This window comes from Cupriavidus plantarum, from assembly GCF_905397285.1.
In the GTDB taxonomy this organism is placed as follows: Bacteria; Pseudomonadota; Gammaproteobacteria; order Burkholderiales; family Burkholderiaceae; genus Cupriavidus; species Cupriavidus plantarum.
The window spans coordinates 66,338-85,747 of the sequence record NZ_CAJPUX010000004.1; the positions used below are offsets into that span (position 1 = coordinate 66,338).

The 19,410-nt window shown below is 64.1% G+C and carries 20 protein-coding genes; 7 read left to right on the top strand and 13 right to left on the bottom strand.

Annotation, left to right across the window (positions count from 1 at the left end; all coding sequences use genetic code 11):
• Nucleotides 1-30 precede the first annotated feature (30 nt).
• On the bottom strand, nt 31-960 hold the full coding sequence (locus tag KHP16_RS17920; RefSeq protein WP_211960802.1) for a LysR family transcriptional regulator: 930 nt from the start codon (nt 958-960) through the stop codon (nt 31-33).
• 141 nt (nt 961-1,101) lie between these two features.
• Here KHP16_RS17920 and KHP16_RS17925 point away from each other — a divergent pair, with 141 nt between their 5' ends.
• A complete protein-coding gene (locus KHP16_RS17925) occupies nt 1,102-1,875 on the top strand; it encodes a LamB/YcsF family protein (RefSeq protein ID WP_211960803.1) in 774 nt (257 codons plus the stop codon).
• 14 nt (nt 1,876-1,889) lie between these two features.
• Nucleotides 1,890-2,900 carry a Bug family tripartite tricarboxylate transporter substrate binding protein gene (locus KHP16_RS17930; protein ID WP_211960804.1) on the top strand — a complete coding sequence of 337 codons (1,011 nt, stop codon included), beginning with the start codon at nt 1,890-1,892 and terminating at the stop codon, nt 2,898-2,900.
• 15 nt (nt 2,901-2,915) lie between these two features.
• On the opposite strand, the gene KHP16_RS17935 is transcribed toward KHP16_RS17930, so the two are convergent.
• From KHP16_RS17935 to KHP16_RS17965, 7 genes are all read right to left on the bottom strand, one after another.
• Nucleotides 2,916-4,169, bottom strand: coding sequence for a type II toxin-antitoxin system HipA family toxin (locus KHP16_RS17935; protein ID WP_211960805.1), 1,254 nt, complete (start codon nt 4,167-4,169; stop codon nt 2,916-2,918).
• Entirely contained in the window at nt 4,153-4,503 is a 351-nt protein-coding gene (locus KHP16_RS17940; protein WP_211960806.1) for a helix-turn-helix domain-containing protein, read from the bottom strand. Before KHP16_RS17940 ends, KHP16_RS17935 begins: the two co-directional genes overlap by 17 nt.
• Before the next feature lie 155 nt (nt 4,504-4,658).
• The gene (locus KHP16_RS17945; RefSeq protein WP_211960807.1) at nt 4,659-5,585 is read right to left on the bottom strand and encodes an alpha/beta hydrolase; all 927 of its coding nucleotides are present in this window, start codon (nt 5,583-5,585) and stop codon (nt 4,659-4,661) included.
• Between the two features lie 32 nt (nt 5,586-5,617).
• A complete protein-coding gene (locus tag KHP16_RS17950) occupies nt 5,618-7,132 on the bottom strand; it encodes a GMC family oxidoreductase (protein WP_211960808.1) in 1,515 nt (504 codons plus the stop codon).
• 21 nt (nt 7,133-7,153) lie between these two features.
• Entirely contained in the window at nt 7,154-7,780 is a 627-nt protein-coding gene (locus KHP16_RS17955) for an isochorismatase family protein (RefSeq protein ID WP_109584599.1), read from the bottom strand.
• Between the two features lie 136 nt (nt 7,781-7,916).
• On the bottom strand, nt 7,917-8,825 hold the full coding sequence (locus KHP16_RS17960) for a LysR substrate-binding domain-containing protein (protein WP_109584598.1): 909 nt from the start codon (nt 8,823-8,825) through the stop codon (nt 7,917-7,919).
• A 67-nt stretch (nt 8,826-8,892) separates the two neighbouring features.
• Nucleotides 8,893-9,546, bottom strand: a complete 654-nt coding sequence (locus tag KHP16_RS17965; protein WP_211960963.1) for a TetR/AcrR family transcriptional regulator — start codon at nt 9,544-9,546, stop codon at nt 8,893-8,895.
• Between the two features lie 102 nt (nt 9,547-9,648).
• Between KHP16_RS17965 and KHP16_RS17970 the strand changes: the two genes are divergently transcribed.
• From KHP16_RS17970 to KHP16_RS17980, 3 genes are read left to right on the top strand one after another with little or no spacing between them, the layout of a single operon-like run.
• Complete coding sequence (locus tag KHP16_RS17970) at nt 9,649-10,389, top strand: SDR family oxidoreductase (protein WP_211960964.1); 741 nt, start codon at nt 9,649-9,651, stop codon at nt 10,387-10,389.
• Nucleotides 10,386-11,597 carry an MFS transporter gene (locus KHP16_RS17975; RefSeq protein ID WP_211960809.1) on the top strand — a complete coding sequence of 404 codons (1,212 nt, stop codon included), beginning with the start codon at nt 10,386-10,388 and terminating at the stop codon, nt 11,595-11,597. Before KHP16_RS17970 ends, KHP16_RS17975 begins: the two co-directional genes overlap by 4 nt.
• A 3-nt stretch (nt 11,598-11,600) precedes the next feature.
• Nucleotides 11,601-12,533 carry a LysR family transcriptional regulator gene (locus tag KHP16_RS17980; RefSeq protein WP_115955195.1) on the top strand — a complete coding sequence of 311 codons (933 nt, stop codon included), beginning with the start codon at nt 11,601-11,603 and terminating at the stop codon, nt 12,531-12,533.
• Here the strand turns inward: KHP16_RS17980 and KHP16_RS17985 are convergent.
• The 5 genes from KHP16_RS17985 to KHP16_RS18005 form a co-directional block, all read right to left on the bottom strand.
• The gene (locus KHP16_RS17985; protein ID WP_211960810.1) at nt 12,530-13,417 is read right to left on the bottom strand and encodes a fumarylacetoacetate hydrolase family protein; all 888 of its coding nucleotides are present in this window, start codon (nt 13,415-13,417) and stop codon (nt 12,530-12,532) included. The two genes, KHP16_RS17980 and KHP16_RS17985, sit on opposite strands and share 4 nt — an antisense overlap.
• 1 nt (nt 13,418) lies before the next feature.
• The gene (locus KHP16_RS17990) at nt 13,419-14,402 is read right to left on the bottom strand and encodes an alpha/beta hydrolase (protein ID WP_211960811.1); all 984 of its coding nucleotides are present in this window, start codon (nt 14,400-14,402) and stop codon (nt 13,419-13,421) included.
• A gap of 57 nt (nt 14,403-14,459) precedes the next feature.
• A complete protein-coding gene (locus tag KHP16_RS17995) occupies nt 14,460-15,419 on the bottom strand; it encodes a Bug family tripartite tricarboxylate transporter substrate binding protein (RefSeq protein WP_211960812.1) in 960 nt (319 codons plus the stop codon).
• Between the two features lie 78 nt (nt 15,420-15,497).
• Nucleotides 15,498-16,034, bottom strand: a complete 537-nt coding sequence (locus KHP16_RS18000; protein ID WP_109584592.1) for a 3-isopropylmalate dehydratase small subunit — start codon at nt 16,032-16,034, stop codon at nt 15,498-15,500.
• Nucleotides 16,027-17,322, bottom strand: a complete 1,296-nt coding sequence (locus tag KHP16_RS18005) for an aconitase family protein (protein WP_211960813.1) — start codon at nt 17,320-17,322, stop codon at nt 16,027-16,029. The genes KHP16_RS18000 and KHP16_RS18005 overlap by 8 nt, the downstream gene beginning before the upstream one ends.
• Before the next feature lie 389 nt (nt 17,323-17,711).
• Here KHP16_RS18005 and KHP16_RS18010 point away from each other — a divergent pair, with 389 nt between their 5' ends.
• Nucleotides 17,712-18,071, top strand: coding sequence for an outer membrane lipoprotein YfiB (locus KHP16_RS18010; protein WP_415831219.1), 360 nt, complete (start codon nt 17,712-17,714; stop codon nt 18,069-18,071).
• Nucleotides 18,072-18,386: 315 nt separating this feature from the next.
• Nucleotides 18,387-19,382, top strand: a complete 996-nt coding sequence (locus KHP16_RS18015; RefSeq protein ID WP_211960815.1) for an Abi family protein — start codon at nt 18,387-18,389, stop codon at nt 19,380-19,382.
• Nucleotides 19,383-19,410: the final 28 nt, after the last annotated feature.

Sequence of the window (19,410 nt, forward strand, 5' to 3'; positions counted from 1 at the left end):
CTAGTCTCGCTCACGGCCAATCGGTGCCGCTCACTTCCGCTTGCCTCGGGGGCGCCGGTAAGCCGGCGACGACGCCACGTGCGCGTCCAGCTCCCGCAGAAACGGATTCAGGATAGACGACCGCGAACGCCGTGGATTCCATACGGCGCAGATCATCTGCCCCAGCGGCTTGCCATCGAGCGTCAGCGAGACGATTCGGCTCTTGTCCGTCGGCGCGCGATGATGGATGGCGGTCGAGGACACGATCGCGACGCCGTGTCCCGCGTCCGCCAGCGAAAGAATCGTCTGCGTGCTATCGCTCTCCAGCAGCGCATGCGGCCGCACGGCCGCGGCCAGGCAAGCGCGGTCGAAGAGACTGCGCGTCATGAACCCGCGCCTCAACAACAACACGGGATGCGTGGCAAGCGTCCGGATGTCCGCCGCCTCTCCCGATGGAAACTTGTGCTGCGCGGGCACGACCGCGAACAGCCGGCCCATGAAGAGTTCCTTGTATTCGAAGTCATGCCGTTCAGGCAGCGCGGCGATGGCCACGTGCGCCGTGCCCAACTGCAGTTGTTCGAGTAGATAGTCGTTCGGACCTTCGACAAGCGACGTCTCGATCGAGGGATACTTCTTCCGCATCGACACGAGCACGCCGGACAAGAGCCCTTCGATGGTCTGAGGGGTCGCTCCGATTCGCAGCAGCCCGACCTCTCCCCTGACCATCGATTCCACCCGCGACGACAACTCGAGCGCCTGATCCACGAGGCTCGCCGCCCGGGGGAACAGGTCCTCGCCCTCGGCCGTCAGGACGAGGCGCTTGCCGACGCGGTCGAACAGCTGGATGCCGAGCGCTTCCTCCAGCCCCTGGATCTGCCGAGACAACGCCGACTGGCTGATATGGAGCAATGGCGCGGCCTTCGACACGCTCAGCAGTTCCGCCACCACGACGAAGCAGCGCAGCGCTTTCAGATCGACCATCTTCGCCCTCTCGCCGCTTGCTTATGCATGTTGTGCATCGATGAACGCTCTATAAATGCATTGGACACAGTTTCAGGCCGATTCTACATTCAATGCAACGCGTACGAACGCGTCACGACCCCCACGACAGGAGCGACCTGGATGCAGCAAGAGATCAACCTCAACGCCGATATGGGCGAGAGCTTCGGCAAGTACACGATCGGCAATGACGCGGCGTTGATGAAGGTGATCCGGTCCGCCAACATCGCCTGCGGCTTCCATGCGGGAGATGCCACCGTGATGACGAAGACGGTCCGTCTCGCGCTGGAGTGCGGCGCCTCCATCGGCGCGCATCCGGGCTTCAACGATCTGTGGGGCTTCGGCCGCCGGCAGATCGCGATGAACGCGCAGGACCTCGAGTACATGATCACGTACCAGATTGGCGCACTGCAGGCGATCGCGGCCGCGCAGGGCGCGCGGGTCACGCACGTCAAGCCGCATGGGGCGCTCAACAACATGGCGCATCACGACTACGAGATCGCCAGCGCCATCGCGCGCGGCATCCGCGCCGCGGACCGCGAACTGATCTTCGTGGCGAATGCCTGCTCGGAAATGGTCAAGGCAGGCCATGCCAAGGAGCTGAAGGTGGCCGAAGAAGCGTACGTGGATCGCACCTACACGGACTCCGGCCTGATGACACCGCGCACGGAAGCGAACGCGGTCATCAAGGATGCACAGGTCGCCGCGCGGCAGGTGCTGTCGTTCATCGAGGAGCAGGCGATCATCACGGCATCGGGCAAGCGATTGCCTTCGGCCATTCGGTCGTTCTGCACGCACGGCGACGAGCCCACCGCGGTGACGCTCGCCACGCTCGTACGTGCCGAGCTAGAGCGCCAGGGTGTGCGCGTCGTGCCGCTGACCGAGATGTCCTTCTGACAGGAGAACCGATCATGAAACCGATCATGATGCCGCTGCGCACCGTCCTTCCGCGCGCGCTTGCGGTCGCCGCCCTCTGCCTTGCCGCGGCCGGCAATGCCGCTGCCGCCGCCGACCCCGCGGTAAAGTTCCCATCAAAGCCGATGCGCATCGTCGTGCCATTCCCGGCGGGCGGCTACTCGGACGCCCTCGCGCGGCTGATCGCGACGGACATGTCCAACGCGTTCGGACAACCCGTCGTGGTCGAGAACCGGCCTGGCGCCGGTGGCAACATTGGCGCAGACGTAGTCGCCAAGAGCCCGCCTGACGGCCACACGCTTGTCATGGGGACGATCGGCACGCAGGTCGTCAACCCGCTGATCTACCGCAACATCCCCTACAACGCGACGAAGGACTTCTCGCCGGTCGCGTTCGTCGCGGACGCGGAGACCGTGCTTGTCGTGAACCCCAAGGTGCCCGCGACGACGTTGACGCAAGTCGTCGCCCTCGCCAAGACGCGGCCCAACGAGTTGACCTTCGCCTCCGGCGGCACGGGCACAACGAGTCAGCTCGCGGGCGAACTATTCCAGTCCACGGCCGGCGTATCCATGACGCATGTGCCCTACAAGGGCAACGTGCCGGCGCTCAGCGACCTCGTGGGAGGTCAGGTCGCCATGTCGTTCGCCACGCTCGCGCCGGCGTTGCCGTTCATCAAGGGCGGCCAACTGGTGCCGATCGCGACGCTGGGCAAGACGCGCGCGCAGGCGTTGCCGAACACACCGACGCTCGCGGAAGCCGGGCTGCCCGGCGTAGAGGTCCGCAACTGGACGGGCATGCTCGCGCCCGCGGGCACGCCACTACCGATCCGCGAGAAACTGGCGATGCAGGTCGACAGGACGATGCAATCGCCCACGGTGAAAACGATGCTGGAGGCGCAGGAGCTGACGTACACGCGCATGGGACCCGATGCGTTCGATGGCTTCATCCGCGCCGAGTCGATCAAATGGAAGAAGGTGGTCGATCAGGCGAACATCAGGGCGGAATGAGCGCCCGCGCCGTCGCTATGCCTGAATGACGCTCGCCATCCGTTGAATTTCGATGGAGGGAAGCTTCAGCTTCCGTGCCTCTTCGCGCCAGTCCGCGATCGCAACACGCACCTCGTCAAGTATCGCCTGAGCGTCTTGCTTGCTTAGGCGGTACAGATCCGCCTGCGCCATGGCCACCGCAACGTTAGGCGATGCGTTCCTGCTGTCGATGGCGAGCGCGTGCTCCTGTTTTGCCATATTTGGATTGACATCGAATGCGGGGGAGAGCCGCCAGCCGGTCGGTTCACGAATGAATCCGTGGTTACGCAGGTGGTCGTCCCGATTGCCGACCAGGATGTTGAAGATGACGCGACGAAAGAGCTGTGCGAGGTCCTCGGCCACGTGCCCCTGCGCCCCGTGGTCCGAGATGAACTCGACGAGGTCGAGATAACTTCCGCCCGCTTCTCCGTCTCGCCGCTCGAGCAAGGTCATGGCAGACGCATACATCCGCCGTCCGCTGCCCACCCGGTCAAACCGGGATGAACAGAACGTGCCGTAGCGATCGGTGAGATGCGCCAACCGAGCGTCGGGCACGACGATGCCGGCCTTTTTCGACAGAAGGTGCATGAGATATTCCCAGCTGCCTACGTCATAACGGTCGTCCTTCGCAGGGAACTTGGCAATCCACAGCCGATTGTCGTCCGTGAAGTTGGCCTTCGGTCTGGCGCCCCCAAGCGAGGTACCGGGAGCGATGAGCATCGCAAGCCAGCGCTCATATTCCGGTAGCTTTTCGACGCCGGGCTCTTCAATACGGCGGCTGATGTGCGCCAGTTCCTTGAGATCGGTGACTGGAGGCGCAGCGCTCTGGTGGTTGTCGAGAAAAACACCATCGCTCCCGCGAAAGCGAAGCCCACCCATACGCGTGTGGTCGAAGACGCCAAGGAGGAAGTCCATCTCTTGCAGGGCCCGCATATTGCGCCCCTCGCGCTCGGCGGCAGCGGCCTCTCGGCGCTCCATCAGAACGCGGCCCCAGCGGTCGGGTGCAGAGTCCATAAATACGCCGAAAGCTGCGGCTTCCACTGGCGGATGCTGCTCGCCCCGCCACAGTTCCAGGCGCGGATCGAGCGCGAAGCGTGAATCGCTCTCGAGCCAGTCCTTGTCGTACTCGAACGAGGCGGCGACGTCGGTGCGGTGCGTGTGACGGTGTAGCTTACCCACCCGTTGGTTCACGCCGAGCTCTGGCGCGTCGAGATGCACGTCATAGGTGATTCGGTCAGGTGGCTTCGCCATGTCCACTCTTCCTCGTGGTGCCAGAGGCCTTGCGAATGCGCGGCTTCGGCTGGGGCAAGGCGAGATCCTGCAGCTTGCGGCCGAGCGTGTCATCGCGGGCAACCGCTTCGATGTCGCCGTCCAGACCTAGCACGCGCAAGGCACGCATATACGTTCCCATGGCGATGGTCGGGTCCCCGAGTTCCAGCCGGCGAAGCGTCTCTCGTGAGACCCCCATCCTCTCCGCGAACAACTCCGCAGTCAGTTGCCGGCGGAGCCGGGCAAGTCTGAGGCGCTCGCCGAGGGCGGCAAGCTGGCGAACCACAGAGGGAAACGGGGGCAGCGTCGTTTTCATGATGCCACATATATTAGCCAATATCGCCTTGATCGTCCAATATATGTGTATTCTGTTTGTAGCGCCTAACACATCACCCTATAAATTAGGCAAACTTCTCCGATTCGACTAACTTATGTGGTACAGCACAACGACAGGTCCTCCGGCCCTGCATTTCACAGATAGCTCGCGAGGAACCCCGCCACGCGATTCAGCGCGGCGCGCGCACTCGCGAGCTCGGCAACGTTGAAATGGAATACGTGATGCAGGCCCTCCCAGATTTCGAGCGTCACGGGATTCCCCAACTCGCGCGCCCGCTCAGCGTACCGGAGCGAATCATCGCGCAGCAGCTCCTCGCTTCCCGCCTGAATGTATAGAGGGGGCATGCCCGGCGGTATGCCAAACAGCGGTGAAGCCAGGGCATGTCTCGGGTCGGCGCCGGCAAGATACTTCCGCGCGCAATCCGCGAGGTAGTCCCGCGTCAGCAACACGTCGCGAACCCGGGGGTCGGTCATCGTCTCCCCTGACAGCGACAAGTCGGTCCATGGCGAGAACGCCGCGCCGGCCCTAAGCGCCGGCAGATTGCCATGGCCATCCCCGCTTGCCCCCGATTGGGCGTGCTGTACCAGTGACGCCATCACCGAGAGCGATAATCCTCCGCCGGCCGAATCCCCCACGATCGCAAGGCGGCGCACGCCCTGGCGCCCAAGCCATTTCACAGCGGCGAGGGCGATGTCGTGCGCCACGGGCAGCGCCCGCTCCGGCGCGAGGGGATAGTCGAGCAAGAACATCGGACGGTTCACCCGCTTCACAATCTGGCTCGCGAAGTGCCGGTACGCCGTAGCGGACCCGAGCACATAACCGCCACCATGCAGGTAGAGCAGGGCCGAATCGGTCGTACGGTCCTCCATTCCCGCCGGAAACAGCCACCATCCTCTGGCATCCGCCTCATCCACCGCCACGGCGGTCACGCCTGTCGCCGATGGCGTCGCCGCGACGAAGCTGTCGTAGGTAACCCGAAGATCGTCCCCTGCGCGCTCGGCCCAGAAGCGGACGAACGCATCCAGCAACGTTCGTTCCGCGGCGACGTCTTCCTCGATCAATGGAACACGCTGTGTTGAATGAGTGAAAGACATCATCGGCTCCAGTCGGTCACGCGCGCCGCGATATGCTCGGCCGCCATGATCGTCGTCAGGTTCGTCGCCACGGAAGGGATCTCGGGCAGGATCGATGCATCGACGACATGCAGGCCGCGGATGCCACGTACCGCGCCGAGCGTATCCACCACTGCGGAGGGATCATCTTCCGCACCCATCGGCGCGGTCGAGGTCGCATGCTGGTACGTGTCCAGCGCGGCGACGACAGCCGCTTCGAGTTCCACATCGGTCTGTATATGCCGTCCCGGTTCCATCTCGTGCGCGACCAGGTCAGAAAACGGTGCCGTGGCACCTATCTGGCGCGATAGCCGGACCCCTTCGAGTAGCCGGCGCCGATCACGCGCGGTGGAAAGAAAATTGAAATCGATACGCGGCGCGGCACGGGGATCGACACTGGCCAGCCGTACCGTGCCTGTGGATTCCGGCAGCGTCAGCGCGGTGGCCAGGACGATGGCGCCGCCCGTTGGGCTCGCATCGGCGTCCCAAATATGCGTGGCCGAGATATGCAGGTCCAGTTCTCCCGTTGCCGCGTCCTGCGAACGCGTCCAGAGGATTGCGCCGGCCGCGGGCGTCATCGCGTTGAACTCGCGCCGCAAGGCGTAGACGTTGTAGTAGAACGGGTGGTCCATCAGTCGGCGGCCCACAGGCAGATCGGCAACCGGCGCAATGCCGAGCGCGCGCAAGTCGTCCGCGGGACCGATTCCCGAACGCATCAGGATCGAGGGGCTTCCGTAGGCGCCCGCGGACAGGATGACCGCGCCGGCCGCGATCAGCGTGCCATCGACGAGCCGTACCCCATACGCGCGCCCACCTTCCATCATCACGCGATCGACTTCCGCTCCCGCGCGGATCTCGAGGTTCGCGCGCCGGCGCACCTCGCTGGTGAGATACGCGATGCCGGTGTTCTGCCGCACGCCGTCGACCACGTTGAGCGGATACGGCCCCACGCCATGCTGCGTCTCCGCGTTGAAGTCGGCGATGCGTTCGAAGCCGAGTGCGGCGGTGGCATCCACAAACCCGCGCAGCGACGGCGTCAGCGCCTTCGATGCCATCTGCCGGATCTGCAGCGGACCTTCACGTCCATGCCAGGCCTCGTCGCCATAGGGTGCGGACTCGAGTTTCCGAAAGCTCTGCAGGACCTCGGCGGGGGACCATCCCTTGATGCCGCGCCGCGCCCAGCGCTCGAAGTCCGCGGAACGCGCGCGCATCGCCACTGCCGCGTTCACCGCGGAGCTGCCGCCCAGGACGCGGCCGCGGCGTGCGTGAATCGCGTGCCCGATGCCCCCTGCCTCGGACTTGTACCCCCAGTCGTGCGCCGCGTCGCCGCCGACGCGGTCAGCCAGTGCAAGCGCGTCGGGGTAGCCGGACGGCCGATAGGCCGGACCCGCTTCCAGCAACAGGACGCGACGATGCGCGACTTCGCTCAGCCGGCGGGCCAGCACGGCACCCGCGCTGCCGCCGCCCACGATGACGATGTCGTATTCCATGGTCATTCTCCCGATCGGCGCTGGCGCTCAGCCGCGCGAGAAATACTGCTTGAGGCCGAACACGAGACCGCCGAACGGCATGCCCAACGCCGCGTAGACGGCCTGCGCTTCCGGTGCGGCGTTGTCGGCGAGGATTTCCACGGCCACGTTCGAGTAGCAGACCGGCACCACGCCAGCCTGCTGCATGCGGGCAACGCCCATCTGCACCTGCGTCTTCGAGAAGCCGCCGGAGGCATCGATCACAGCGAAACTGTCATAGCCCGCATCGAGGGCGGACATCGCGGGGAAGGCGAGGCAAACGTCGGTCGAGATTCCCGTGACAATCAGCTTCTTGCGGCCCGTCGCTTCCACAGCGGCGACCACGCGCGGCTCGTCCCATGCATTCACGGTCGTACGTTCGATCACTGGCACGCCGGGCAGCGCGTCAGCCAGCTCCGGGATCAGCGGGCCCCAGACGTTCTCGGTGGTCGTCGTCAAGATCACGGGCACACCGAGCGCGACCGCCGCCTTTGCAAGGCCCACCACGTTATGCGTCAGCTCCAGCGTGTCGATATCCCGCACGCCGGTGTAGAGGCCGATCTGGTGGTCCACCAGCAGCAGCACGGCGTTGTCACGGGTCAGGCGGTTGTTGCGGGAAGTGTTCTGGGCGTTCATGGGTTCTCTCCGTTGGGGTGGGACCGCATCCGGATTCGGTCGCGGCTTGAGAACCACTTTACTGATGGGACGATGAGAAAACAGCGGCTGCCGACGGAACCCAACGTCCCATTTTTGGGACGATTCGCGCCGGGAATCATTGCACCAGCAGCGGCACCTCCTCGGCCAGGTACTCACCAAACGCCCGCACGGACGGCAGCAACCCACGCCGAGACGGCATCAACAGCGTCAGCGTCGCCACGCCCGCGATCCATTGCGGCAGCACGCGCACGAGCTTGCCTGCGGCCATTTCGGCCTTGCCCACATAGCCGGGAAGCGCGACGATACCCACGCCTTCGCACGCGGCCGCCTTCAACGTCGCCATGTCGTCGCTCACCAGCGACGGCTGGTACGTCACGGCATGGAGCTGGTCCGCGTGACGGACATCGCGCAGGTTCCACACATACGTATCCTGCGGCGCACCGAGTGCGATGGCATCGTGCGCGGCGAGGTCCTCGGGCGAACCGGGCGTGCCTTTGCGGTCGAGATAGCGCGGGCTCGCGAACAACGTCCACGGAATCCGCGCGAGCGGACGCTGGACCAGCGACGAGTCGGGCAGCGGCGTCATATGCGCGCGCAGGCCCATGTCGAACCCCTCGTGGACCAGGTCCACATGCCGGTTCGTCGCATGCTCCACGATGCGCACGCGCGGATGCGTCGCCATAAAGCGCGGAATCAGCGTCGCGAGCACGAGCTGCGCCACCGCGACGGAACACGTGAAGCGGATCGTACCGCTCGGCTCGGCCGTGCGCGTGCGCACGACGTTCTCCGCCGCTTCCGCCTCGACGAGCATCGCCAGCGCGTGACGATGAAACTCCGCGCCGATCTCGGTGATGACGAACCGGCGCGACGTACGTTGAAGCAGCCTTGCGCCGAGCGCGGCTTCGAGGGCGAGGACGCGGCGGCTGATGCTGGACTTGGGGACGTCGAGCACGCGGGCGGCGGCAGTAATGCCCTGATGCTCGACGACCTTGGCGAAATAGTAGACGTCGTTGAGATCGATCATGGGAATACCATCATGGGCAATACCGTCATCGGCAATAGATCGCGGGACACAGGAAGCGCCGCTCCGCTCATGTTGCCTCGATCCGGCTGCTCGCTGTAGTCAGCGACTCCCATCCGGCCAGGGCGGCCTTCGCGATCTTCAACAAGGCGTGTCGGCTCATGCCATTTCGAGCCTGCATGGACATGCCCTGCTGGATCGTCATCAGGTAGGCGGCCAGCGTATCGATGTCGGTGGATGGCGCGATCTCCCCGGTCTGGACGCCCGCTTTGAGCTTCCTGGCGAGGTACCTTTCGCACTCGCGTCGCCGTTTGATCGCAACCGCGCGGACGTCGTCACCCTCGTCACCCTTGTCACCTATATCGCCCTTGTCGAGCGGACCAGCGGCCGATAGCACGACCAGGCACCCTGCCGGCTTGCCCTGCCGCGTAAATGCACGCGCGCTCTCCATCAAGAACTGTTCTGCCGCCTCATACGCGCTCTCGGCGTTCTGGACCGCCAACCATACCGAAGCGCCGTCCGTTTCGACATACAACGCCAGCGCGTCGCGGAACAGCGCTTCCTTCGAATGAAAGGCGGCGTAGAGGCTGGGCGAGCCGATGCCCATCGCCGATGTCAGATCTCCCATCGACGCGCTGTCGAAGCCCTTTTCCCAGAAGACGTTCATCGCTCTGGCAAGTGCGGCCTCTCTGTCAAAGGCCCTGGGTCTGCCGCGGCTAGCCATGGTGCGCTCCGTTATTTCTGTGTAGATCATTATATAAATCCCTTGACCGTTCGCCAACTCTCGCATAATTTTGTGTCAATCGACACAGAATTGGAGCGCATCATGGGAAGCCTTCAGGAAAAGCGGGCACTTGTCACGGGCGGCAGCCGAGGTATCGGCGCCGCCGTCGTACGGCGATTCGCCGCGGAGGGCGCGGCGGTGGCCGTGGGCTACGAGCGCGCCGCCAGTCGGGCCGAAGCCCTCGTCCGCCAGATCGTCGAAAGCGGCGGACGCGCCATTGCCGTGCAGATGGACGCGGCGGACGCCGCCTCCGTACGCGGAGCGGTAGCACGCGCGGCAGCCGAATGGGGCGGCCTCGACATCCTCGTCAACAACGCCGGGATCATCCGCGCGGGATCGATCGATGACATGTCGCTGGAAGACATCGACGCCACGCTAGCCGTCAACGTCCGCGCGGTGATGGTCGCTACGCTCGCGGCCCTGCCCTATATGAGCGAAGGCGGACGGATCATCAACACCGGCAGCAATCTCGCAGAGCGCGTACCCGATGCCGGCAAGACGCTCTATTCCGCAAGCAAAGCGGCACTGATTGGCTGGACCAAAGGCCTGGCCCGCGATCTGGGGCCGCGCGGCATCACCGTAAACCTGGTGCACCCGGGTTCGACCGACACCGATATGAATCCTGCCGATAGCCCCCGCGCGGACGCTCAGCGCGAACGCATGGCGATCAAACGATATGGCAGCCCTGACGATCTGGCCGCATTGTTTGCATTTATCGCCAGCCCCGAGGCGCGCTCCATCACCGGCGCCGGCTTCACCGCGGACGGCGGGGCGAACGCATGAACGCGCTCGCCCATCGACGTGAAGCCGACCTGAAGCGCGTGCTTCTCTTGCTCGCCCCGGCCATCGCGATAGTCGTCGGCACCGAGTTCATTGTGGTCGGGTTGCTTCAGCGCATCGCGATCGATCTCGGGATCTCGCTTGCGACCGCCGGACAACTAACCGCATTGTTCGCGCTGGCGGCGGCGATCGCGGGCCCCTTCGTCACACTCTTCGCCGGAAGGTTCGCCACGCGCAACGTATTGGTCGCCATACTTGCCATCTACGCCGTGGGCAACGCCGTCATGGCGTTGACGCCGAGTTTTCCGCTGATGCTGCTTGCGCGTATCGTGCAAGGCGCGGCATTGCCCGCATTCATCAGCGTGGGCACCGCCGAAGTCGGGCGGTTGGCGGTGGCCGGCAAAGGCAAGGCGCTCGCACGCGCCAATCTCGGCTTCGTGCTCGGCGTGCTGATCGCCCTGCCCGCCGGTATCGCGCTGGCGGAGGGGGCCAACTGGCGCCTGCCGTTCATCGTCCTGACCGCCGCGCCATTGATCGTCGCGGCAACGCTCGCAACGCTCCTCCCCGATACGGGCCCACATGTCCCGCCCAGCACGGCACACCAGCTTGGTCTGCTGCGTAATGGCACATTCATCACGCACCTGGCCCTGTCGATCGCGCTGATGGCCGCCATGTTCTCCGCCTACACTTACCTCGGCGTCCTGCTGGAAAGCGCCATCGGCCTCGATGCCGACGGCGTCGCGCTCGCGCTGCTCGCATTCGGCATCATCGGCCTCGGTGGCAATGCGATCGCGGGACGCGTGGCGGACCGCGCGCCCCTCCTCGCCACGGCAGTCATGGTGACGACGCTGGCGATATCGGTGATTGCCGCCAGCCGGTCGCACGACCTGCTAAAGGCCGCCGTGCCGCTCGCGATCTGGGGGCTGACCCACACCGCTGGTATCACGCTGAGCCAGATCCGCGTCACGCTCGCCGGTGCCGGTGCACCAGCCTTCGCCATGACGCTCAACGTGTCCGCGGCCAACCTCGGAATTGCACTGGGCGCCTCGGCGGGCGGATGGGCCGTCGACCAGTGGGGCCTGCCAATGCTTGGCGTGGCCCCGGGTATGCTCGCGCTGCTCGTCCTCCTCATCGCGTATGGTCTCGCCAACGCCGATGGTCTGCGCCTGCGCCTGCGCCTGCGATTCCGTCGCGCGCGCGCTGAGGCCTGATCCATGCACCTGAACCTTCATCAGCTGGATGCGTTCGCACGCGTCGCGCGGCTCGGCGGCTTCTCGCGAGCGGCCGAGCAAATGCATCTGAGCCAGGCGGGCCTCAGTATCCTGATACGCAAGCTCGAGACACGACTCTCGGTTCAGCTGTTCGAGCGGAACCCACGCGGCGTCACGCTTACTGCCTCCGGAAAAGGCCTGCTTCCGATCGCGGAGCGCATGCTGCAGGATGCGGCGTCGATCCTGAACAATAGTCAGCAGCTTGCCGAGCAAGCGGTCCGACGAATCACGGTCGCGCTGCCCCCTCTGCTTGCATCGACGCTACTGCCGGGTGTGCTGTCACAGTTCCAGGTCTCGCACCCGGCAGTGCATGTCAGCTTTCGGGAGTGCGTCGGCGACGAACTGGTTCATCACGTCTACACGCGAGGCGTCGACTTTGCCATGACATTCCAGCCCGCCGACAACGGTGAAGTGGAGAGCCTCCCCCTCGGCCGTGACCAGCTCTGCGTCGCCCACATGCCCGATCATCCGTTGTCGAGGCTGACCCGGGTTCGCTGGTCCGATCTCGTCGGCCTCCCCATCATCGTGAACGCGCCGGGCAGTGTCGCCCGGATGCTGGCGGAGGACGCGTTTGCGAGCATGCAGGAGCCGTTTCAGCCTGCCTTCGAGACGGGGAATCACATGACTTCCGTGGTCCTCGCCAGTGAAGGACTCGGCGTTGCTATCGTCTCCTCCACCGTTCAAGCACTCGCCCTGTCGATGAACGCCGTGGTGCGGACATTGATCGGCCCGCAGATCACGCGTTCGCTTCAGGTGCTGAAACGTCGCGGCTCGCCGCTGACCGAACCGGCAAGAGCCTTCCTGGACCTGTTCGGCAAGGCCGCGACACGCGAGATGTCGGCGGCGAGGGCGCCCATCTCGCGCCGTTCGCCTTAGGCGAACCGGTTCTCGATCGCGCCCAGGCCGTCCACTTCGATCCGCACACTGTCCCCGTTCCGCAGGTAGCGCGGCGGCGTCATCCCCATGCCAACGCCGGCGGGAGAGCCCGTTGCGATCACGTCCCCGGGATACAGCGTGATACCCCGGGAGCAGGTTTCGATCAGCGTGGGGATGTCGAAGATCAGATCCGTGGTCAGGGCATCCTGACGCAGTTCACGCTCCCCCGACGCGGTGGTCACCCAGCAGCGCACACGTGTGTTCGTACCGTCAAGCTCATCGGCGGTAACGATCCACGGGCCCATTGGGCAGAATGTGTCGAACGACTTGCCCAGATCCCATTGCTGATGGCGAATCTGCACGTCGCGCGCCGTCACGTCATTGATGATCGTGTAGCCATACACATGGTCCATGGCCGCTTCGCGGGAGATGTTCTTGCCGCCCTTGCCTATCACGATCGTCAGTTCGGCCTCGTAGTCGATCTGTGCCGACAAGGCGCCGGGCAACGCCACCGTATCGGTCGGCCCGATGACGGTCTCCGGGGCCTTTGTGAAGAAAATGGGCCACGCCGCCGGATCTGGCGCGTTGTCCTTGAACACCGTCGTCTCCAGCTCCTTCGCATGGGCACGGTAGTTGCGGCCCACGCACCACAGGTTGCGGCGCGGGACCGGCAGCGGCGCTTCCAGCTTCGCCTCGCGCAGATCGAAACTGTGTGGTTCGAGCGGAGGGAGCTCGCCGCCGTTGGCGACCGAGTGCTCGATCACGGCCAACGCGCCACGGTGCGCCAGATCGGCACGGAGCTGGAACGGGCGAAAGGATTTGCCATCACCAGAGACGATGCCTGTATGACGAGCGCCATCTTTAAGGATTACACCGATACGCATGTTAATTCCCAGAGGTTGAGTGAGTCATTCGATAGACGGGGGCCGGTTGCGTGAAGAACGAGCGGAGGATGTGATAGACCATCCTGTAGTTCTTCTGCTGAAAGCTGGCGTGGGCGATGCCCGCCATCACGGCGAACTGTTTGTCGCTGTTTGGCAGAAGACTGAAGAACTCAAGAAGATCTTCCTCGCTCGCGATGCCGTCGTACTCGCCGCGCATCACGATGGTCGGCATCGGCATCTTTGCGGGATCCACGATCGGCAGCTTCGAACACATGTCGACGTAGGTGCCCGTGGGCACCGAATCGTCCAGCGTCAGGATGGCATCGGCGAACGCGTTGACGGTCGCGTCATCCGCGGTGCCTGGATGATCGCGATTGAAAATGCTGTGGACGAATGCGTTGTCGATGGGACGCCGATTCTTGCTAAGCCACTCGTCGAGCCGCTTGCGCCGCGCCTCGAGCGTGGGACTGCCCTCTCCGGTCCACACAAACGCATCCAATGCGAGCCGCTCGACGCGTTCGGGATGCTGCTGCGCGAACAACGCCGCCTTCAGCGCACCGGACGAAATGCCATAGACGAGAAATCGCTCCGCCCCGGTATGCCCGGTCATGTACGTCGTCGCGGCAGCGAGGTCCGCCGCGCCATTCGCGATGTCGAAGTTGATGTCGCGATGTTTGCTGGATCGGCCATAGCCCTCGCTGTCGACGCACCACGTGTCGAACCCCTGTGCCGCGAACCAATCCATGACCGACGAGTCGGGCCGGCCCGGCACCTGCAGGTCGAAAGTGGGTTGCCCCGCCATCGACGATCCATGCACGAACAGAATCGTGCCGATCGGCTTCTGCCCGCCGGTCGGCGGCTTGCGCCACATGAAGAGATCGACGCCGCCGTCGCGGGTGGTCCAATGCTCTTCGCCGCCTGTCCACTGCACGTCCGGCTTCCGATACGAAGCCGTTGCCGCGGATTGATGGGTCGTCGTGTTCATAGGCTTTCCTCCTTGGAGAGATGGGTTCTCATGAATGTCAGGTCTGGTGGGATCGCTTCACTCCAGCGTGATGCGCATTTCACCGGCAAGCTTGCGGACATTGGCGACATAGCTTTTCAACATGTCGTCCATCTGATCGGGCGTGCTCGACACGGGCTCGGCACCCACGCCAACAAACACCTCACGCACGTCGGGAAGCTGGAGGATCCGCGCCAACTCCTTGCCGAACTTCTCGCGGATCGCTTTGGGCACCTTTGACGACACCACCGTCCCGAACCAATCGGCGCCGTCATAGCCGGGTGTGCTCGCCTGCGGCAGCGTGGGCGTACCCGGAATGAACCTAGCCCCTTCCGGTGAACTGCTGCCAAGGATCGCGATCTGGCCCGCCTTGGCAAGGCTGATGACATTGGGGGCCGGCGCGAAGGCATAGAGGAGCCTGCCGCCAATCACGTCGTTGATGGCTTCGGGGGTGCCACGATATGGAACATGCGTCGCCGAGAAGCCGCCCACGCGTGCGAGCATGGCGCCATGCAGATGCGCCGTGCTTCCCACGCCAGCCGAGCCATAGTTCACGCCTTGGGGAACGTCTTTCGCACGTGCTATCAGCTGCGCGGCATTGGCCAGCTTCTCTCTGGGCGATACGACGAGGAAGGCGGGAGAGCGGCCGATCAGTCCGATGCCGGCAATGTCGCGCAACGGGTCATACGCCAGCGCGCGGTCCAGCGCGGCATGCACGCCAAAGGCGCTGGGCACCATCATGACCGTCTGGCCATCAGGCTTCGCTGCCAGCAAGGCGGTGGCCCCCACGACGCCGCCGGCACCGGCCTTGTTCTCGACGATGACCGGCACCTTCCAGGCCTCCTGCAAGTGCCGCGCCAATACACGCGCGAGAATGTCCGTCGTGCCGCCGGCCGATGCCGGGACGATGACGCGGATGGTCTGGCCCGGCGCCGGAAACGCTGGCGCGGAATCCTGCGCCGAAGCACAGGTGGCGATAAGGGCGGCGGCGGTGGCCATCAGCCAATGACGAGGTCTTGCTGTAAGCGGCACGGGGAACTCCCGGAAGACGTGGAACAGAAATTGAGGCGCGATACGTCACGCGTCAGCGGCACCGCGTTCGCGTTGCCACCAGTGGGAGAGCCAGCCAGCGGTACCGCCCCGCGCGACGAGATCGCGCAGGATTGACGGGATGGGCGCGAGCCCGATGCGGGTGCCGCGTGTCTGGTTGACGAACAGGCCCGTGGCGAAATCCACTTCCAGCAGGTCGCCGTCGTCACAGAGGTCGAGGATGCCCGGGTTGGGCGCGAGCACCGGCACGCCTTCTCCCAGTGCAGCCCGATAAGCCTGCACCGGCATCGATTCGCACACCAGTCCGAGCCCAAGCGCACGCATCGCTATGTAGCCGGGAACCTTCGGCCCCATGCCGAATCGCTTGCCCGCGACCACGATGTCCCCCGGGCGGCATCGTGCGGCGAATCCGCTGCGGATCTCCTCGAACAGATGCGGCTTCAGGACTTCCGGATCGGTCTCGCGGGCCGTGACGAAGTGAGCCGGGACGATTCCGCCGGCGTGCGCCACGTCGTCGCCAAACTTGTGGCAACGGCCACGCAATATCCATTCGAACTCAGACATAGCTGGTCTCCAGTCGCTCGAGCAATGCAGCATCCGCGATCGCGGTGCGGGGGTCCGATATGCGTCCGGCGATCGCGGAGGCCGCGACCGTCGCCGGGCTTCCAAGATAGAGGCTGGCGTCTCGCGGGCCGAAGCGGCCCTTGTTGCTATTGGTCGCCGTGGAAATCGACACCTCTCCCGAGGCGAGCGGGCCCACGACGGCGTCGTTGCATGGGCCGCATCCCGCGGGTAACACGATCGCGCCCGCATCGAGGAACACTTGCATGAGTCCGTCTTCCGCGAGGCGCCTGGTCGAACGTTCCGAACCGGGCACGACAAACAGGCGCACTCCATCGGCTAGCTTCCGGCCCTTGAGCAGGCTGGCGGCAATGATCATGTCGTCGTACATGCCGGATCCGCACGAGCCGATGAAGGCGTGGTCCACCGGGGTGCCCAGCGAGGCTGCGACGTCGGTCGCATTCGTCACGTCTCCGGGCGGCACGACCTGCGGGCTTATCACCGTGAGGTCGATGGTCGCCTGCGCCTCGTATTGCGCGTCCGCGTCGGGAAAGACTGGCTCGAACGGCCGCTTCGCGTGCGTCGCGCAGTAACGCAGGATTTCCTCCGAGGGCGGTACGAAGACCCCCGCGGCGCGCATTTCTGTGGGCGTACTGCAGAGCGCTACACGCGCACCGAGGCCGAACTGATCCAGGTCGCCCGCCAGTTCGAGCACACGGTAGTCGAGATCGAAGGGAATACGTCCGGCTTGAATCTCGCGAGCGAGATAGAAGCCGACATCGCGTGCATACACGCCTTGAGGCAGCCGCCCCAGCAGTTCCAGTCGGACGGTGCGCGGCACTGTGATCCATGTCGTGCCCGTCGCCAGTACCCGCGCGATCTCGTTGCCGACACGCAGGCCCACCGCGCCGACCGCGCCGGCATTCGTCGCGTGGGTATCGTTATCGAAATAGAACATGCCCGGAAGAACCAGCCCCTCTTCCATCGGAAAGATGTGGCCGTGCCCTCCGCGGCCGGCGTCGTAGAAGTTCTGGATCTTCCAGCGCTTGACCGCTTTGCGGTTGTACGCCCCGCGTTCGGCAGCGCGCGCGCTGCCGTAGAGCACGTCATGGTCGCTGACGACCATGGTCTTCTCGGGCGCATGAATCCTGTCGATACCGATCGCGTCCAGCGTCTGCTTGGCTTCGCGCAATAGTCCATCGTGGACCATGACCATGTCAGGATCCGGAAACAACAAGGCGTCGGCCGCGACGCCGTCGCGGTGCGCGGGATCGCGGCTGACGCGGCCCATGATTTTCTCTATCGCTGTATAGCCCACGGCGTCTTCCCATTCGTTCGATTGGTATGACACGACTCTAGGGTTCACGCAGCGATTCGTAAATTATGGGGATGTCATAGCGATATTGCGGTTCTTTATGCCATGGCTCACACTTTCGCGATCGGATCGAAGTCGCAGCTGTGTGGCGCCGTGCTGCCGCCTGGTCCGACGCCTAAATCCCGATCAAACTCACCATCTCCTGATCATTCATGTCTCATCGCTCTTCATTCCAGTTGCGGCGTACCCTTTTGCTAGCAACCGCCGGGTTGGCAGCGTTGTCGCTAACCGGATGCGCGACACCCGAGTCGCGCAGTAGGCTGACACCTGCTCAGGTGGCCCTGTTGCAATCCGAGGGTTTCAAGTTGACCGACAACGGTTGGGAGCTGGGAATCTCGGACAAGGTCCTCTTTGGCGTCAACGAGGACACGATCACACCCGAGCGGCAGGCGCCGCTGTTGCGGCTGGGGCGTCTTCTCAGCGAAGCGGGAATCTCGGACCTTCGTGTGAACGGCCACACTGACGACACGGGCAGTGTCGAATACAACCAGCTGCTTTCCATACGCCGGGCGACTGCCGTGGCCAGGACACTGGAAAGTGCTGGCTTCTCCCAAGGCGAAATCAAGGTGCGAGGTCTCGGGAAGACGATGCCCATCGCCGACAATCGCACCGCCGCAGGGCGCGCGGAGAATCGTCGTGTGGCGATTATCGTCACGGTGGATTAACGACCCTCGCTCGTCCCTCTCCGTTCAGGCTACTAAACGCGAGGAGCAGGTCACCCACATTCCATGAAACGACTAGATGCACGGAAGCCGCACCGTCGTACCCTTCGGCAACAGGCGATGAGGCCCCTAGCAGTAATCGCGCATCGCCGCGAAGATGTTAGGGCGTAAAAAAACGAAAGGCCACCCAAGGTGGCCTTTCGCTTCATTGGCGTCGTGGATGTTGGCGGCTGTTGGTGCCTGCACTGTTGGTGCCTGCTGAATACCAAGAGCACAGCCAAGATTTGGCCCACGCGCGTACAGGCAAAGTCTAACGCAATGAGTACTCTCAAGCAACAGCATGTCGCAGGCGCGGTACGGGCGCTTTCGCGAGCAAGGTTGAGTAGCTACCAATCATTCTTCACGGCACTCACGGACCGGGAGGTCTTCGGCCTGTACTGTTGGAATGAATCGATATCGCAGTGCGTGTCGCGTGCATTGGCTTTCGCGGAGGTGGTCATGCGGAACCAGCTCCATGGCGCACTCAGCCGCCGCTACGGCGGGAACGGCTGTCCGACTTCGCGGGATTGGTACCTGCACCTCTGCTTGACCAAAGCTTCCGAGGAAGCGGTCAAGAAATTGACCCATGAGCGCTGCCGCGTCGGAGGTCGTTGGCAACTCGTGGCGCGCACTCCCATGCCATGGCCTGACGATGTCATATCAAAGCTGACTTTCGGATTTTGGTCTCACCTCCTGGATTCAAGTGAGGACGACACCGGCACGTCCATCGACTGGCCAAGCATCCTTGTCGAGGCTCTTCCAGGGCACAGGTATAAGAGCAAGACGTATTGGGCTTCGCGCAAGCACCGTGACCGTTTGTTCGCGAGGCTCGACTACTGCAATAGCCTCCGAAATCGCATCGCGCATCTCGAACCCATCTGGAAGGCTGGCCCTCTCCTGGAGGAAGATCGGCCGCGGCGACACCGAGCCTTAGAGATCGTTCAAGTATCGCCATCCAACCCGTCCGAGGCCATCGCAAGGCTGAGCCTCAGCTATGACCGCATCATGGAAATGATGAGATGGTTCTCTCCCGAGATGTACTCCACCTATCTCATCTCCGAAAGCCATCACCGCTTCAAGACATTGAACACCAGCGCCGGCCTTGATGCCTACCGCCTCCACGGCGGACATCGACGCGAACGACCGATCGAGATTGGCACATTCCGCCGCTTTCGCGAACTCAAGCGGGAGTTGAGGCGTGTTGGCAAACAGCATGGCGCGGCCGAGGTCGTGCAGGGCGGAAGAAAGCTGGCAATCTGGACTCCCTTGCTTTGAGGCACGAAAACGGAGCGAAACAACGTCC